Source organism: Pantoea sp. Ep11b, from assembly GCF_040783975.1.
Taxonomy (GTDB): Bacteria; Pseudomonadota; Gammaproteobacteria; order Enterobacterales; family Enterobacteriaceae; genus Pantoea.
The window spans coordinates 3,794,812-3,809,708 of the sequence record NZ_CP160631.1 but is presented as its reverse complement, the minus strand read 5'-3'; the positions used below and the strand labels follow the sequence as shown (position 1 = coordinate 3,809,708).

The following is a 14,897-nucleotide window of genomic DNA, read 5'->3' as shown; positions in this document are numbered from 1 at the left end:
CGGGCTGCCGTTAAGGAGAAACCATGTACGATTTAATTATCCGCGCCGCGCGCCTCTGCGATGAGCAGGTGGTCGATATTGCGCTACAGGATGGCCGCATCGCGGCGATAGGCCATGTGCAGGGCCGCGCCCGCCGCGAGCGCAACCTGGCGGGCCGCTTCTATCTCAGCGCGGGCTGGATCGACTCCCATGTTCACTGTTATCCCAAATCCCCGATTTACCATGATGAGGCGGATGCGATTGGCGTGGCGCACGGCGTCACGACGGTCGTCGATGCAGGCAGCACCGGCGCAGATCACATTGATGACTTTTACCGGCTGACGCGCACGGCCACGACGCAGGTCTATGCGCTGATCAATATCGCCCGTACCGGCATCGTCACCCAGAACGAGCTGGCCGATATGACGCAGATCGATGGCGAGGCGGTGCAGCAGGCGGTGACACGGCTGCCTGATTTTATTGTCGGCCTCAAGGCGCGTATCAGCAGTAGCGTGGTCGGTAAAAATGGCGTGCAGCCGCTGATAAAGGCCAAAGCGATCCAGCAGGAGAGCGGCGGGCTGCCGCTGATGGTGCATATTGGTAACAATCCGCCCGATCTCGACCAGATTGTGGATCTGCTCACCACCGGCGACATCATTACTCACTGCTTTAACGGCAAGCCCAACCGCATTCTGACACCGCAGGGCGAACTGAAAGTGGCGGTAAAGCAGGCCATTGCGCGCGGTGTCCGGCTTGATGTCGGTCACGGCAGCGCCAGTTTCAGCTTTGAGGTCGCCCGGACGGCGATCGCGCAGGGCATTCTGCCCGACACCATCAGCTCAGACATCTACTGCCGCAATCGCATGGCCGGGCCGGTGCACAGTCTGGCGCATGTCATGTCGAAGTTTTTCAGCGTTGGCATGACGCTGCCGCAGGTCATCGACTGCGTCACGGTCAGGGCGGCCGCAGGACTTCACCTGCAGCGTAAAGGCCAGCTGAAAGTGGGTTATGACGCCGATCTGACGGTATTTAGCGTTAACCAGGCGATCCGGCCCTTCATCGATTCAGAAGGTGAACAGGTGGCCGGTGACAAACATCTGATCCCGCTGGCGGCCGTGGTCGCCGGAGAGTGGTTTGCGACTGAAGAAGGAGCCGCGCATGAATTCGGTTTATGAAAAGTATGGCCTGAAGCCGGTGATTAACGCCTCTGGCCGTATGACGATCCTCGGTGTCTCCACGCCGTCGAGTGAGGTAATCGACACGGTGAAATATGGCCTCGATCACTACTTCGAAATGAACGATCTGGTGGATAAGACGGGCGCCCATATCGCCGATCTGCTGAAGGTGGAGAACGCGCTGGTGGTCTCCTGCGCCTCGGCCGGTATCGCCCAGAGCGTGGCGGCGGTGATTGTCAAAGATAACGACTGGCTGCTGGATAATCTGCATGCTGCGCCGCTGACCGTTCCGCATCAGATTGTGGTGCCGAAAGGGCACAACGTGAACTATGGCGCGCCGGTGGGAAGTATGGTGGCGCTGGGCGGCGGAGTGCTGGTAGAGGCAGGCTACAGCAACGAATGCTCAGCCGCTCAGCTCGCCGCGGCGATCACACCACAGACCGCAGCCATCCTCTATGTAAAATCGCACCACTGCGTGCAGAAGAGCCATCTTGATGTGGCGCAGGCTGCCGCCGTAGCGCGCGAGCACGGCGTGCCATTGATCGTCGATGCTGCCGCAGAAGAGGATCTGTACTGCTACTACGCGGCGGGCGCGGATCTGGTGATCTATAGCGGTGCCAAAGCGATCGAAGGGCCGACCAGCGGACTGGTGATCGGCAGGCATCAGTATGTCGAATGGGTGAAGCGTCAGAGCAACGGTATTGGCCGGGCGATGAAAGTCGGCAAAGAGGGCATTCTGGGGCTGACCCAGGCCATCGAAAGCTATCTGACGCAGCCGAAGATCAGCGGCGCGCAGATGGTGGAAAAAATGACGCCGTTTATTGAGCAGCTCAACAGCCTGCACGGCGTGACGGCCCGAGTGGTGTGGGACGGGGCCGGGCGCGATATCGCCCGCACGGAGATCGCCTTCGATGAAGCCGCGATCCCGCACCGCACCGGCGATCTGGTGCAGGCGCTGAAAAAGGGCGACGTGGCGATCTACTTCCGCGGCTACAAAGCCAACGAAGGGATCATCGAAGCGGACGTCCGCAGCGTCAGCGCCGATCAGCTGAATACCATCTTTACCCGCATCCAGGCGCTGTTAAACGGAGAAAACCACGCATGACGCTGACCCCCCATTTTTATCAGGATCGTCTCTGCCTGAATGTGCTGGCAGGATCAAAAGAGAATGCGCACGCCATCTGGCAGGCGGCAGAAGGGCATGTGCTGGTGGGCGTACTGTCGAAAAACTACGCCAGCAACGCGGCCGCGATCGCCGATATGCGCGAGTATGCCGCGCTGATCGACAACGCGCTCTCGATCGGGCTGGGCGCGGGCGATCCTAATCAGTCACAGATGGTGAGTGAGATCGCGGCGGTGCTGCAACCGCAGCATGTAAACCAGGTCTTTACCGGCGTCGCCACCAGCCGCGCCCTGCTGGGCCAGTCGCAGACGGTGGTGAACGGCCTGATTTCACCGACCGGCACGCCGGGTCGGGTAAAAATTTCCACCGGGCCACGCAGCGCAAAACAGCGGGACGGGATCGTACCGGTCGAAACCGCCATCGCGATGCTGCAGGATATGGGCGGCAGCTCGGTGAAATATTTTCCGATGGGCGGGCTGCAGGCGGTGGCGGAGTATCGCGCCGTGGCGGAGGCGTGCGCAAAGCAGGATTTCTGGCTGGAGCCGACCGGCGGCATCGATCTGGAAAACTTCGGTGAGATCGTCCGTATTGCGCTGGAGTCCGGCGTCAGTAAAGTGATCCCGCACGTTTATAGTTCGATCATCGACCAGGCCAGTGGCGAGACGCGCGTGGAGGATGTGCGGCAGCTGCTGGCCATCTCTAAAACATTGCTGGCCTGAGGATCGATACGATCGAACCGCCCCGGCACGATCGCGCAGCATGGACGTTGCGCGACGATCGCCGTAGGCTGATTTCCACCTTTTGTCTGCTAACAGGTAACGCTTGTGAGATTTCCCAATCAGCGCCTTGCGCAACTGTTCGATGCCCTGCAAAACGAAACGCTGCCTCAGGATGAGCTGGCGCGGCGCTTTGCGGTCTCGACACGAACCGTGCGCACCGACATTACGGCGCTGAATGCGCTGCTGGCAGAGCATGGCGCGCAGTTTATCCTGAATCGCGGCGCGGGCTATCAGCTGAAGATTGAGGATGCGCAGCGTTTTCAGCATCTGCAACAGCACAGTGCGTCGCCGCTGCGGGTGCCGCGAACCGCACCGGATCGGGTCCGTTATCTGCTGACCCGCTTTCTCACCGCCGCCTATTCGCTGAAGCTGGAGGAGCTGGCCGAAGAGTGGTTTGTCAGCCGCGCCACCCTGCAGAATGATATGGCCGAAGTGCGCGAATGGCTGGGGCGCTATCACCTGACGATCGAGAGCAAGCCGCATTACGGCATGAAGCTGTTTGGCAGCGAAGTGGCGATCCGCACCTGTCTGACCGACCTGCTGTGGCAAATCGATCAGGTGCAGCCGGAGAGCCCGCTGCTGACCATCGAGGCGCTGAACAGCGGCATACTGGAGACGCTGCGCCCGCTGCTGCAGCGCTGTTTCGCCCGGCATAACATCCGGCTCAGTGATGAGGGGGAGCGCTACCTGCGGATCTACTGCGCCGTAGCGGTGCGGCGTATCAGCGAAGGCTATCCGCTTAACGATCCGGGTGCCGAAGAGATTGGCGATGAGGAGCGTGAAGCCGCACATCAGCTGATCACGCTGATGCGACCGCTGGTCAGTAAACCGATCTCCCCGGCCGAAGAGCACTGGCTGCGGATTAACATTGCGGCGCGGCGGATTCAGGCGGTGGCCCCCAGCGCGATCAACGCAGATGATGGCGATGCGCTGGTGGATTATCTGCTCAGCTTTATCAACACCCACTACAACTTCAATCTGCAGAACGACCAGCAGCTGCGTGCCGATCTGCTTACCCACATCAAGACCATGATTACCCGGGTACGCTATCAGATTCACATTCCCAATCCGCTGCTCAGTAACATCAAGCAGCACTACCCGATGGCCTATGATGTCACTCTGGCGGCGGTAACCAGCTGGGGGAAATATACCCCTTATGTGATCAGCGAGAATGAGATTGGCTTTCTGGTGCTGCACATCGGTGTCGGGCTGGAGCGCCACTATGATGTCGGCTATCAGCGCCATCCGCAGGTGCTGCTGGTGTGCGACAGCGGCAACTCCACGCTGCGGATGATCGAGGCGATGCTGCTGCGCCGCTATCCGCAGCTGCAGGTCACGGCACGGCTGTCACAGCGTGAATATGAGGCGCGCAGCCGCATCGAAGAGGATTTTGTGATCTCGACCATCCGGCTCAGCGAAAAAGAGAAGCCGGTGGTGGTCATGTCGCCGTTTCCCACCGGTTTTCAACTGGAGCAGATTGGCAAACTGGTGCTGGTCGATCGCACCCGTCCCTATATGCTGGCGAAATTTTTTGATGCTCAGCATTTCCATATTGTTGATCGACCCATGACCCGCTCTGCGCTGTTTCGCCAGCTGTGCGACCAGCTGGAGGCGGAGGGATTCGTGGATGCGGCGTTCTGTCCGTCGGTGGAGGAGCGTGAGGCGATTGTCAGCACCATGCTCGGCGAAGGCATTGCGCTGCCGCACTCGCTGGGGCTGCTGGCAAAGAAAACCGTGGTCTGCACGGTGCTGGCCCCGCAGGGGATCGCCTGGGGCGACGACACCGCCTATGTGATTTTCCTGCTGGCGATCAGCAAAAGTGAGTATGAAGAGGCGATGGCGATCTACGATCTGTTTGTGACGTTTCTGCGTGAAAGGGCGATGACCCGCCTGCGGGACTGCACCGATTTCAGCAGCTTCAGGGCGGTCGCAATGGATTGTCTGAGCCGCCCCTGAGTATCAGTTTTTTTTCGCCAGCAGGCGCGGGATCTCACGCAGACACCAGGATTTGGCTTCGCCCATGCTGTCACGCCGCCACGCCATAATAATATCGACCTCGCGGGTATACTCCGGGCTGACCACCCGCAGGCGACCTTCGGCAATATCCTGCTCCACTAACGAATAGGGCATGGTCGCGACGCCCAGGCCCGCCAGCAGCGCGCGGCGCTTGTCATCCATACTGCTCACGGTCAGGCGCTGCTGCTTATCCAGCAGCTGCACGGTCAGCACCGGCCGCTCTCGGGCGGTGTCTGCCACCGCAATGCCACGGTATTTCACCCGCGTCACTTCTGACTGCGGTTCAGGCTCGTTGTGAATCGGGTGATCGGCGCTGGCGACATAGACACTCATCATGGTGTAGAGCTTGCGGGTATTGATCTCGGTGGAGGCGCGGAAGTGCATATCCGGCGCGATCACGATGTCGGCGCGACCCTGTTCCAGCCGCTCCCAGGCCCCCGCCAGCACTTCGGTAACCAGCGAAAACTGCGTGTTGGCCTTGTCGGCCAGCCGCGTGACCAGCGGAAACAGTGCCTCCACCGGCACCAGCGCTTCGGTTACGATGGTCAGGTGGGTCTCCCAGCCGCGCGCCAGCGCTTCCGCGTCGGTGGTGAGTTTATCGGCGGCTTCCAGCAGCACCCGGCCACGCTCCAGCAGCATGCGTCCCACGTTCGTGAATTTGGTGCGATGACCGGAACGGTCAAACAGCACCACATCCAGCTCCTCTTCCAGCTTCTGCATGGTGTAGCTGAGGGCGGAGGGGACGCGGCCCAGTTCATCCGCGGCGGCGGCAAAACTGCCTCGCCGATCGATCGCATCCATCACACGTAAAGATTCAAGGGTTAACGCACGCTCTTTAGCCATCCCGGTTCTCTGTCAGGAAATTTGAACATGCCGGGCAGATTAACTGGCTAACAATCCGGCGTCCAGACTTTTACCATGAGGGTATAGAGTCCGTGACCGATCCTCGTCAACGGATGCCGGAGGTAAATCATGATCACCACACGCAGCGCGTCCGCATGTGGCCAGGCCGATTTTGGCTGGTTACAGGCCCGCTACAGTTTCTCTTTTGGCCACTATTTTGATCCAAAGCTGATGGGCTACGCGTCACTGCGCGTCCTGAACCAGGAAGTGCTGGCACCGGGCGCGGCGTTTCAGCCGCGCTCCTATCCCCAGGTCGATGTGCTGAACATCGTGCTGCAGGGTGAAGCGGAGTATCGCGACAGCGAAGGCAACACCATCAGCGTGCAGGAAGGGGAGGCGCTGCTGCTCTCTGCGCAGCCGGGGGTCAGTTACACGGAAATCAACCTGAGCAAAGAGCGTCCGCTGACGCGTATGCAGCTCTGGCTGGCCGCCTGCCCGGAGCGGGAAAACCCACGGATGCAGAAAATGGCGCTGGCCGACGGGCAGCTGTCGCAGCTGGTCGCCTCGCCGGATGGCGTGGAAGCGAGTCTGCAACTGCGTCAGCAGGTGTGGATTTATCAGGTTGAACTGGCACCCGGTGAGCAGCACGCGCTGCGCCTGCAAGGGCCACGCGCCTATCTGCAGTCGATTCACGGATCGCTGACGGCCATGTCCGGCACCGACCATCAGGAAAAACTGGGCTGCGGCGACGGCGCGTTCCTGCAGGAGGAGAAGCTGTTGCAGCTGACCGCGAAAACAGCGACCCGCGCGCTGATCATCGACATTCCTGTCTGAATTACAGGCAATAAAAAAGGCGGCCAGGGCCGCCTTTTTTGCTTTCTGCCGATTACTTCAGCATGGTGAATGCGGTGGTAACGTGCTTCACGCCGCTGACACGGCTCGCAATATCGGCCGCTGCCTGCGCTTCCTGTGGCGTCACCAGACCCAGCAGGAACACTTCGCCATTCTCCGTCGTCACCTTCACGTTAGACGATTTCACCTGATCGCTGCCCAGCAGCTGTGAGCGGATTTTGGTGGTGATCCAGGTGTCGGACGAGGTGGTGCCGAGCGTCACTTTCTGGCCGATACGGATCTCGTTATACACCTCGGTTGCGCCATCAACGCCCATCGTGATCTGTTTGGCGCGATTAGCAATCTCCTGCGACGGTGCCTGACCGGTCAGCAGCACTTTGCCCTGGTAAGCCGTGGCAATCACGCGGGCATCGGTTTTGATCTGCTGATCTTTAGCTAACGCGTTTGTGACGCGCAGCTCCAGCGTGCCATCATCCACCTGCGTCCCGACAGAGCGGGGATCGGTCGCCGTTTTGGTCGCAACGGCAGCTCCGCCCGCAACGACCGCAACGCAGCCCTGCAGCAGCATGGCAGTTAACAGAATAGCTATAGCGTTCAATGCTTTCATTCGTGCTCCTTCGTTCATTCCTGATGGGGAAAGAGAGTGTTATCGATCAGATCGCACAGGCAATTCACGGTGAGCATATGCATCTCCTGAATCCGGGCACTGCGATGAGAGGGAATACGGATTTCCACATCCTGCGGGCCCAGCAGTCCGGCAAGCTCTCCGCCATCATACCCGGTTAGCGCAACGATAGTCATATCGCGTGTCACTGCGGCTTCCACCGCCTTGATAATGTCACGCGTGTTGCCGCGGGTAGAGATCGCCAGCAGTACATCGCCAGCCTGTCCCAGGGCGCGCACCTGCTTGGCATACACTTCATCATGCAGCCGGTCATTGCCGATTGCCGTCAGCATCACGTTGTCTGCACTCAGCGCCAGCGCCGGTAAGCTGGGGCGTTCGGTCTCAAAACGATTGATCATGCTGGCGGCAAAATGCTGGGCATTGGCCGATGAGGCCCCGTTGCCACAGCTCAGGATTTTATTGCCATTGAGTAACGACTGTACCAGCGTCATGGCCGCACGGGAGATGGCATCGGGCAATGCCTCGGCGGCGGCTATCTGGGTCTGAATACTTTCAGTAAAACACGCTTTAATTCTTTCCTGCACACGACCACCTGGTTCTAAACGTCTGCATTAAAGGCATTCGGCAGCCATTCAAGCGCCGTGCCGGTAATGGCGATGATATCGAAACGGCAATTCACTGTTTCAAAACTGCCGCCGCGTTGCGCCAGCCAGAGAGCGGCAGCGCGCAGCAGCTTTTGTTGTTTATTCCGGGTTATGCTGGCGAGTGCGCCACCATAACGCGCGTCGCGACGGTAGCGGACTTCCACAAACACCCAACAGTGCCCGTCACGCATAATCAGGTCAAGTTCACCATGATGAAAGTGAACATTGCTGGCGACCCATTTCAGGCCAGCCTGCTCCAGATAGCGCCGGGCCGCATCTTCATGCCCGGCACCTATCTGGCGGCGGGTCAGTTGGCCGGTGCGATTTCGCCCCGACGATACTGGTTCCATGTCAACTTCCTGTTGATCACACAATCCGTGTTGGCGCTGAGCCTGCCGGTGTTGCCGTCCAGCGTAAAGCCTGGTGTCTGGCGCATCTGGTTAAAGTGATTCGCCAGCGTCCAGGCATCCATTCCCATGGCGTAGAGGCGCACCAGCGAGTAGTCATTGTTAAATGACTTCGCGGTCTGCTGCATCAGGCCAGGGTTGCTGCCGGAAAGCAGCGGGATGTCACTGAACTGCAGGCCATCCATCTCCAGACGAAAATCGGGACCGGCACCGGCCTGTGCGCTGCGTGAGCTGGCGTAGAGCGAGATGTTGCTGCGGCTGCCGGTGCGCATCGTGATCATCGGTTTGATCAGCTGCAGTTCATCCTGAGTCGATACGATATAGACTGCGTCGACGCTGCCACCGCTGCTGGTGCTGACCGCATCCGGCGTGCTCTGCTGTGGAGCAGGAATCGTCAGCCCTGCGATAGAAACACCCTGCGACGCGGCAGGGGCGGCATTCACCGGCGTACCGGAGAGACTGATGCCTGCGCCACTGTTGATGCCCTGTTTCAGTTCAGCAGTGGAACCGAAGCGCTGCTGCATCACCGTCGTGCCACCCAGCGACTGCCACTCCTGAGCAAAGGCGTTGGTGACGCGATCGCCCAATCCGCTACGCGGAACCAGCAGCAGCGGCTGGCGTTTACCCTGATCCCAGATATGGTGCGCCGCGTCGCGGGCTTCATCTTCAGGCGAGAGCGCAAAGTAACAGATGTTTGGATGATTCTGGATCTGCTCTGGCTCGTTAAGCGCCAGCACATTCAGCGGCGTCTGGCTGTTGGCGACTTTCTCGACGTTGCTCTTCAGCAGCGGGCCGACCACGATGGTGGCGCCATCCTGCTGAGCCTGCTGCATCACCTGCTCAATTGGCTGGCTGCTGGTGTCATACACCTTGATTTGAGCACTGCTGGCCGGTTGTGCGGCAATCGGCTGAGACTGAGGCTGAGCGGCGGTCTCGGCAGGCTGCTGCTGCTGTTGCTGCGGTGCGCTAATCGGATCGCTGGCAGAACCTGCGACGGCAGTGGGCTGCGTGCTGGCCGCGGCCTCGGCGGGCTGTGCGGCTGCGGCAGGCTGCGCGGCCGGAGCAGAGAGACCGTTCTTCGCGTCGTTAAAGCCTTTCTGAATCGCGTTGGCAAACACCTGCGCCTGGCCGTTCAGCGGCAGCAGCAGCGCGATCAGGCTGGTTGAGGCTTTGGTGTAGCTCTGCATCTGACTGAGCTGCGTCGGCAGGGTTTTGGCCGCCGGGTTCTGCGGGTAGCGGGTCTGCCAGTCTTTAATGCCTGACTTGAGCATCTCCGCATCCTGGGCATTAGCGCGCCAGACCGCGAGCAGATCCAGCCAGCCCTGCAGCACATTTTCGTCGGCATTGATGACCAGGTTGCTGACTTCCTGCGGTGACATCTGCGTCAGCGTCTGCCAGGTCGCGTCAATATTGCCCTGATGATCGGTGCCTTTCAGCAGCGGCTCCTGGGCGATATAAGAGCGCACCAGTGAGAGCGACGGGCGACCCTGGGCGCTGGCGATCTGCAGGCTGTAGTAGCGCGCCAGCTGATCCTGCGACAGTGCGCCGGTTTTCACCTGGGCTAACAGCGGTTCAGCCTCTTTAGTTTTCTGCTGCGCAATCAGCAATTGCGCGTTGAGCAGCAGAGATTCCTGCTGCTGCGTCTCAGAGAGCTGCTGCGGCAACTGGCTCAGTTGCTGCGTCGCTTCAGGATACTTTCCTTCCTTCAACAGGGCGCGGATTGCGAGTAATTGCCAGTCGGTCTTGCTATCATCGCTGCTTTGCTGCGCCTGTTGAAGATAGTAAGCGGAGCTGGCTGTGACAGGCCCCTGAATATTAACGGTTGAGGTTTGCGGCCCCTGACCGCTACACGCGGCTAAAATCAGCCCAGCAAGAATGACAGGCAGAAAGCGTCCTGCTTTATGACGAACGACTTTTGAAGGAAGCATACTGTATCCAGTGATGTTTTTTTCAAGATGCTCAATATTAAATCGGCAATTCGGATGAAACAATGAAACAACTCGATCGGGCAGAGATTTCTGCCAGCACGCTCTACATCGTTCCAACCCCGATTGGTAATTTGGGTGATATCACCCAGCGGGCGCTGACGGTGCTTTCGAGCGTCGATCTGGTCGCTGCGGAAGATACACGTCATACCGGGCTGTTGCTACAACATTTCGCCATCAATGCGCGACTCTTCTCACTTCATGACCACAACGAACAGCACAAGGCTGAGCTGCTGCTGACGAAGCTGCAGGAAGGTCAAAGCATAGCCTTAGTTTCTGATGCTGGCACGCCGCTGATCAACGATCCGGGCTACCATCTGGTGCGTCGCTGCCGTGAAGCAGGTATCCGTGTGGTGCCGCTGCCGGGTGCCTGTGCCGCGATTGCCGCCTTGAGTGCCGCCGGTCTGCCGTCCGATCGTTTCTGTTACGAAGGGTTTCTGCCCGCCAAAACCAAAGGCCGCTGTGATGCGCTGCGGGCGCTGGTGCAGGAGCCGCGCACGCTGATTTTTTATGAATCCACCCACCGTCTGATCGACAGCCTGCAGGATATGGTCAGTGAGCTGGGCGCTGACCGGTATGTCGTGCTGGCGCGTGAGCTGACCAAAACCTGGGAGTCCATCCACGGTGCGCCGGCAGGCGAGCTGCTGGCCTGGGTAAAAGAGGATGAGAATCGCCGCAAAGGTGAGATGGTGCTGATTGTCGAGGGGCATAAGGTCCTGGATGACGATGCGTTACCGGCTGACGCGCTGCGAACCCTGGCGCTGCTGCAGAAGGAGCTGCCACTGAAGCGCGCGGCGGCGCTGGCGGCAGAGATCCACGGCGTGAAGAAGAATGCGCTTTATAAGTATGCGCTGGCGCAGCAAGAGGCGTGACAAACGGCGGGGAATGTCCTATTATCCCGCGCCGAAGCTGACCAGACAGTCGCCGCTTTGTCGTCGTCCTCACTTGTGGGGAGACGGGCAGAGGGGAGGAAAGTCCGGGCTCCATAGGGCAGGGTGCCAGGTAACGCCTGGGAGGCGCAAGCCTACGACCAGTGCAACAGAGAGCAAACCGCCGATGGCCCAGAAATGGGATCAGGTAAGGGTGAAAGGGTGCGGTAAGAGCGCACCGCGCGACTGGCAACAGTTCGTGGCACGGTAAACTCCACCCGGAGCAAGGCCAAATAGGGGTTCACAAGGTACGGCCCGTACTGAACCCGGGTAGGCTGCTTGAGCCAGTGAGCGATTGCTGGCCTAGATGAATGACTGTCCACGACAGAACCCGGCTTAACGGTCAGCTTCGACTTTTTACTGAAAACCCCGCTTCTGCGGGGTTTTTGCTTTTATGACACTCACAACCTTTAACCGCGACCGTGCGGCTCATCCCAGTCAAACGCCGGGCCCAGCGAAATGACGCCGTGCGGGTTGATGGTCTTGTGGCTGCAATAGTAGTGGTGACGGATATGCGGCAGGCTGACCGTCTCTGCGATACCGGGCATCTGATAGATGTCGCGCAGGAAACCACTGAGGTTTCTGTAATCAGAAATCCGGTGACGATCGCATTTAAAGTGGGTCACATAGACCGGGTCGAAACGGACCAGCGTGGTCCAGAGTCGGAGATCCGCCTCGGTCAGCTGGTCGCCGGTCAGATAGCGATGCTGGCCTAAAATCTGCTCCAGCCGCGACAGCGAATGGAACAGGGCAGTCACAGCCTCATCGTAGGCGGATTGCGACGTGGCAAAGCCCGATTTGTAGACGCCGTTGTTCACGGTGTCATAGATCCAGCCGTTCAGCTCATCGATTTCCTGACGCAGCGCCTCGGGATAATAGTCACCGGCGCGCGCACCCACTGCATCAAAGGCGCTGTTGAACATGCGGATAATATCCGCCGACTCATTGCTGACGATGGTGTTCTGCTGCTTGTCCCACAAAACCGGCACGGTGACGCGGCCGCTATACTGCGGGTCAGCATGCAGATAGAGCTGGTAAAGAAACTCATTCTGATAGAGCTTGTCGCCGGTCGCCTCTTCGAAGGTATCATCAAAGGTCCAGCCGTTCTCCAGCATCAGGGGATGGACGACTGACACATCGATCATGCTCTCCAGCCCTTTCAGCTGACGCATCAGCAGGGTGCGGTGCGCCCATGGGCAGGCCAGCGAGACATAAAGATGATAGCGGTCGCGTTCAGCGGTGAATCCCGCGCTGCCTGTCGGACCCGCACTGCCGTCCGCCGTAACCCAGTTACGGAACGCTGATTCTGAACGCTTAAATCGACCGCCGGTCGATTTGGTGTCATACCAGGTGTCATGCCAGACACCGTCAATTAACTGTCCCATAATGGCTCCAATGCAAACAGGGCGGGGAAACTTCCCCGCCCTGCTAAGTATATGTGGCATTACGCATTACGTGAGATTAGCGCGCAACGGCCTGCGGTTTTCTTTTGCTGATCAGGTGATCAAGGCTGTATGCGCCAGGACCGACCAGACCCAATACCAGGAAGCCACCGGCGATGGAGAGATTCTTCATAAACATCAGCTGGTTGACGCCTTCGGCAAAGTTACTGTGGAACAGGAACGCCGTCAGGATGGTGAAGCCTGCGGTAAAGAGAGCCGTAAAACGGGTCAGGAAGCCAAACAGGATGGCCAGACCACCGCCGAACTCCAGCAGGATCACCAGCGGCAGCATAAAGCCAGGTACGCCCATCGCTTCCATATACTGCTGCGTACCGGCATAACCGGTGATCTTGCCCCAGCCTGCCGTGATAAACAGGATTGGCATCAGGATGCGAGCCAGTAACAGACCAGTATCTTCGAATTTTTTCATCATTTACTCCAGCGCTATCAGTGATGCAGGGCAGGTTGCCCGCAGGGTTTATGCCCGCTGAAAGCAGTGCTGCGTTCATTGGGGTGATGGCTGGAGATGATAGTCGCGCGGCGAAAAGGTTGTAAGCGAGATAAACTGTCAGTGTTTTTCAGAAATTCTGATGAAGAAAAGCCGGCCTTTTCAGGGCCGGCTTTTAACAGGATTAGCGCGGTGGCATGGCGGACTTAATCATGCGCCAGGTGCTCCAGGCGCCAAAGCCCCGTTTTGCCCAGCGTAGCAGCCTGTTAGGGCTGCGAATCGAGTAGACGGCCAGAGCACTGCTGCCGATAGCCAGATAACGACGTAAGCTGAGGAAAGTAAACCAGCCGCGATCGTAGTGGGCGGTGCCTTCCAGCCAGTCACGCCGCGCAGCGCTCAAGTCCAGCCGCTGCTGCTGCACATGCTTAAGCAGTTCATGGATGCGTTCTTCACGCTCGCGGCGGCTCATCAGCGTTGCTCCTCCAGCAATTTACGATCGGTTTCCAGCTCTTTGCGCGTGTGGCGCAACAGCGTGGACTGACGTGTTTTGCGAAGTGTCCAGAGCCCGAAGATAACCGCCAGCAGGAACAGCGTTCCGGTCGTGATGCCAATCGCCATCAGGCGATACTGTGCGTCGACCGCCCAGATGATCAGCACCATCAGGCTCATCAGACCGAATGCCGTGAACAGCATGGTAAGGCCCACCATCAACAGCAGCTGTATCAGGTTTGCTTTTTCCTGTTCCAGTTCCACCACTGCCAGACGGACACGCGTCTCAACCATACCCACCAGCGTGGTTACAATACGCTGACCGATGTTAATGACCCCTTTCGCCGGGCCGTGGTTCTGCTGTGAGTCAGTCATGATTAACGACGCGAAATGAGCATGCCCAGTGCGACGCCAATCGCTGCACCGATGCCCACACCATGCCAGGGATTTTCACGCACGTAGCCTTCAGCTTTCTGTGCCGCTTCGCGGGTGGTCGCCGCAATACGCTCGCCAGATTCGCCCAGACGTTCGCGCGAACTGTCCAGCGCCACACGCGCCTTGTTACGCAGTTTATCCAGCTCGCCTTTGGATTTTTCAGTGCCACTGCTCAGCACTTCTTCCAGCGTATCCGCCAGGTTTTTCAGCTCAGCACGCAAATGTTCCGATGATGTGTCTTTAGACATAAAATACTCCTTTAACATCAGTGGGTTAATTCCGATTAATAGGGCTCCGCCTGTAACTTTTTCAGCTCCCGGCGCGCTTCATCCAGCTTTTGTTGTCTTCTGGCCATTTTCTCCCTGTCATGACCCTTTTCGCGCTCTTCCCTGAGTGCGTGCTCGCGTTCCGCCACTTTCTGCTTCTGCGCGTTAATTCTTTCCAGATGGGCTGCTTCGAGTTTTTTATCACTGCAGTCAGCCCGGACTTCTGTCAGCGCACGCTCCAGACCGTTAACCCGGCGCTGGTTGTTGTGCTTCTGTGCCATGCCGATTTCACGCTGAATGTCCTGCTCCTTCTGCTCACACAGCGCTTCGGCGGCCAGCAGTGAACCGGACAGCGAGAAGAGCGTGACACCCAGTAAAATTTGATATTTCATCGGTCCTGAACCCTTCCTTTGCGACCTGATCCGTCATCACTGGCGTAATCATCTGATTTCGGGTGCTG

Annotated in this window: 17 protein-coding genes and 1 other RNA gene; 7 read left to right on the top strand and 11 right to left on the bottom strand. The window is 58.8% G+C overall.

What is annotated here, in order from left to right; translation table 11 throughout:
* Window positions 1–23 precede the first annotated feature (23 nt).
* The 4 genes from AB1748_RS17840 (at window position 24) to AB1748_RS17825 (ending at window position 5,012) form a co-directional block, all read left to right on the top strand.
* The gene (locus AB1748_RS17840) at window positions 24–1,154 is read left to right on the top strand and encodes an amidohydrolase/deacetylase family metallohydrolase (RefSeq protein WP_111139247.1); all 1,131 of its coding nucleotides are present in this window, start codon (window positions 24–26) and stop codon (window positions 1,152–1,154) included.
* Window positions 1,138–2,259, top strand: a complete 1,122-nt coding sequence (locus tag AB1748_RS17835) for a DgaE family pyridoxal phosphate-dependent ammonia lyase (protein WP_367395855.1) — start codon at window positions 1,138–1,140, stop codon at window positions 2,257–2,259. Before AB1748_RS17840 ends, AB1748_RS17835 begins: the two co-directional genes overlap by 17 nt.
* A complete protein-coding gene (locus AB1748_RS17830; RefSeq protein WP_111139249.1) occupies window positions 2,256–2,996 on the top strand; it encodes a KDGP aldolase family protein in 741 nt (246 codons plus the stop codon). Before AB1748_RS17835 ends, AB1748_RS17830 begins: the two co-directional genes overlap by 4 nt.
* A 105-nt stretch (window positions 2,997–3,101) precedes the next feature.
* Window positions 3,102–5,012, top strand: coding sequence for a transcription antiterminator (locus AB1748_RS17825; protein WP_111139250.1), 1,911 nt, complete (start codon window positions 3,102–3,104; stop codon window positions 5,010–5,012).
* A 3-nt stretch (window positions 5,013–5,015) separates the two neighbouring features.
* On the opposite strand, the gene AB1748_RS17820 is transcribed toward AB1748_RS17825, so the two are convergent.
* Complete coding sequence (locus AB1748_RS17820) at window positions 5,016–5,915, bottom strand: LysR family transcriptional regulator (protein WP_111139251.1); 900 nt, start codon at window positions 5,913–5,915, stop codon at window positions 5,016–5,018.
* Between the two features lie 129 nt (window positions 5,916–6,044).
* On the opposite strand from AB1748_RS17820, the gene AB1748_RS17815 reads away from it, so the two are divergent.
* A complete protein-coding gene (locus AB1748_RS17815; protein ID WP_111139252.1) occupies window positions 6,045–6,749 on the top strand; it encodes a pirin family protein in 705 nt (234 codons plus the stop codon).
* Between the two features lie 52 nt (window positions 6,750–6,801).
* Here AB1748_RS17815 and dolP read toward each other — a convergent pair whose 3' ends face one another.
* From dolP to AB1748_RS17795, 4 genes are read right to left on the bottom strand one after another with little or no spacing between them, the layout of a single operon-like run.
* Complete coding sequence (gene dolP / locus AB1748_RS17810) at window positions 6,802–7,374, bottom strand: division/outer membrane stress-associated lipid-binding lipoprotein (RefSeq protein WP_111139253.1); 573 nt, start codon at window positions 7,372–7,374, stop codon at window positions 6,802–6,804.
* 14 nt (window positions 7,375–7,388) lie between these two features.
* Window positions 7,389–7,976, bottom strand: a complete 588-nt coding sequence (gene diaA / locus AB1748_RS17805) for a DnaA initiator-associating protein DiaA (protein ID WP_111139254.1) — start codon at window positions 7,974–7,976, stop codon at window positions 7,389–7,391.
* A gap of 14 nt (window positions 7,977–7,990) precedes the next feature.
* Window positions 7,991–8,386, bottom strand: a complete 396-nt coding sequence (locus AB1748_RS17800) for a YraN family protein (RefSeq protein WP_111139255.1) — start codon at window positions 8,384–8,386, stop codon at window positions 7,991–7,993.
* Window positions 8,344–10,371 carry a penicillin-binding protein activator gene (locus AB1748_RS17795; protein WP_367395854.1) on the bottom strand — a complete coding sequence of 676 codons (2,028 nt, stop codon included), beginning with the start codon at window positions 10,369–10,371 and terminating at the stop codon, window positions 8,344–8,346. The genes AB1748_RS17800 and AB1748_RS17795 overlap by 43 nt, the downstream gene beginning before the upstream one ends.
* Before the next feature lie 62 nt (window positions 10,372–10,433).
* Here AB1748_RS17795 and rsmI point away from each other — a divergent pair, with 62 nt between their 5' ends.
* On the top strand, window positions 10,434–11,300 hold the full coding sequence (rsmI, locus tag AB1748_RS17790) for a 16S rRNA (cytidine(1402)-2'-O)-methyltransferase (RefSeq protein WP_111139257.1): 867 nt from the start codon (window positions 10,434–10,436) through the stop codon (window positions 11,298–11,300).
* Window positions 11,301–11,333: 33 nt separating this feature from the next.
* Window positions 11,334–11,712, top strand: an RNA gene (gene rnpB / locus AB1748_RS17785) — RNase P RNA component class A.
* A gap of 55 nt (window positions 11,713–11,767) precedes the next feature.
* Here rnpB and AB1748_RS17780 read toward each other — a convergent pair.
* The 6 genes from AB1748_RS17780 to AB1748_RS17755 all read right to left on the bottom strand — a co-directional run bounded on the left by AB1748_RS17780 (window position 11,768) and on the right by AB1748_RS17755 (window position 14,829).
* Window positions 11,768–12,742 carry a glutathione S-transferase family protein gene (locus AB1748_RS17780; RefSeq protein WP_367395853.1) on the bottom strand — a complete coding sequence of 325 codons (975 nt, stop codon included), beginning with the start codon at window positions 12,740–12,742 and terminating at the stop codon, window positions 11,768–11,770.
* A gap of 76 nt (window positions 12,743–12,818) precedes the next feature.
* Window positions 12,819–13,229, bottom strand: coding sequence for a DoxX family protein (locus AB1748_RS17775; RefSeq protein ID WP_111139259.1), 411 nt, complete (start codon window positions 13,227–13,229; stop codon window positions 12,819–12,821).
* 202 nt (window positions 13,230–13,431) lie between these two features.
* Window positions 13,432–13,716 (bottom strand): YqjK-like family protein, encoded by a 285-nt coding sequence (locus AB1748_RS17770; protein ID WP_111139260.1) that lies wholly within the window; start codon window positions 13,714–13,716, stop codon window positions 13,432–13,434.
* The gene (locus AB1748_RS17765; protein ID WP_199559984.1) at window positions 13,716–14,111 is read right to left on the bottom strand and encodes a phage holin family protein; all 396 of its coding nucleotides are present in this window, start codon (window positions 14,109–14,111) and stop codon (window positions 13,716–13,718) included. The genes AB1748_RS17770 and AB1748_RS17765 overlap by 1 nt, the downstream gene beginning before the upstream one ends.
* Before the next feature lie 2 nt (window positions 14,112–14,113).
* A complete protein-coding gene (locus AB1748_RS17760) occupies window positions 14,114–14,419 on the bottom strand; it encodes a YqjD family protein (RefSeq protein ID WP_111139262.1) in 306 nt (101 codons plus the stop codon).
* Between the two features lie 35 nt (window positions 14,420–14,454).
* Window positions 14,455–14,829: a DUF1090 domain-containing protein gene (locus AB1748_RS17755; protein WP_111139263.1), complete on the bottom strand. Its 375-nt coding sequence runs from the start codon at window positions 14,827–14,829 to the stop codon at window positions 14,455–14,457.
* Between the last annotated feature and the right edge of the window lie 68 nt (window positions 14,830–14,897).

Coding starts and splice junctions, on each gene's coding strand:
- AB1748_RS17775 (WP_111139259.1), bottom strand. CDS start 13,229: ATGAAAAAATTCGAAGATACTGGTCTGTTACTGGCTCGCATCCTGATG.
- AB1748_RS17780 (WP_367395853.1), bottom strand. CDS start 12,742: ATGGGACAGTTAATTGACGGTGTCTGGCATGACACCTGGTATGACACC.
- AB1748_RS17760 (WP_111139262.1), bottom strand. CDS start 14,419: ATGTCTAAAGACACATCATCGGAACATTTGCGTGCTGAGCTGAAAAAC.
- AB1748_RS17820 (WP_111139251.1), bottom strand. CDS start 5,915: ATGGCTAAAGAGCGTGCGTTAACCCTTGAATCTTTACGTGTGATGGAT.
- AB1748_RS17795 (WP_367395854.1), bottom strand. CDS start 10,371: ATGCTTCCTTCAAAAGTCGTTCGTCATAAAGCAGGACGCTTTCTGCCT.
- rsmI (WP_111139257.1), top strand. CDS start 10,434: ATGAAACAACTCGATCGGGCAGAGATTTCTGCCAGCACGCTCTACATC.
- AB1748_RS17765 (WP_199559984.1), bottom strand. CDS start 14,111: ATGACTGACTCACAGCAGAACCACGGCCCGGCGAAAGGGGTCATTAAC.
- AB1748_RS17840 (WP_111139247.1), top strand. CDS start 24: ATGTACGATTTAATTATCCGCGCCGCGCGCCTCTGCGATGAGCAGGTG.
- dolP (WP_111139253.1), bottom strand. CDS start 7,374: ATGAAAGCATTGAACGCTATAGCTATTCTGTTAACTGCCATGCTGCTG.
- AB1748_RS17755 (WP_111139263.1), bottom strand. CDS start 14,829: ATGAAATATCAAATTTTACTGGGTGTCACGCTCTTCTCGCTGTCCGGT.
- AB1748_RS17815 (WP_111139252.1), top strand. CDS start 6,045: ATGATCACCACACGCAGCGCGTCCGCATGTGGCCAGGCCGATTTTGGC.
- AB1748_RS17800 (WP_111139255.1), bottom strand. CDS start 8,386: ATGGAACCAGTATCGTCGGGGCGAAATCGCACCGGCCAACTGACCCGC.
- AB1748_RS17770 (WP_111139260.1), bottom strand. CDS start 13,716: ATGAGCCGCCGCGAGCGTGAAGAACGCATCCATGAACTGCTTAAGCAT.
- AB1748_RS17835 (WP_367395855.1), top strand. CDS start 1,138: ATGAATTCGGTTTATGAAAAGTATGGCCTGAAGCCGGTGATTAACGCC.
- AB1748_RS17830 (WP_111139249.1), top strand. CDS start 2,256: ATGACGCTGACCCCCCATTTTTATCAGGATCGTCTCTGCCTGAATGTG.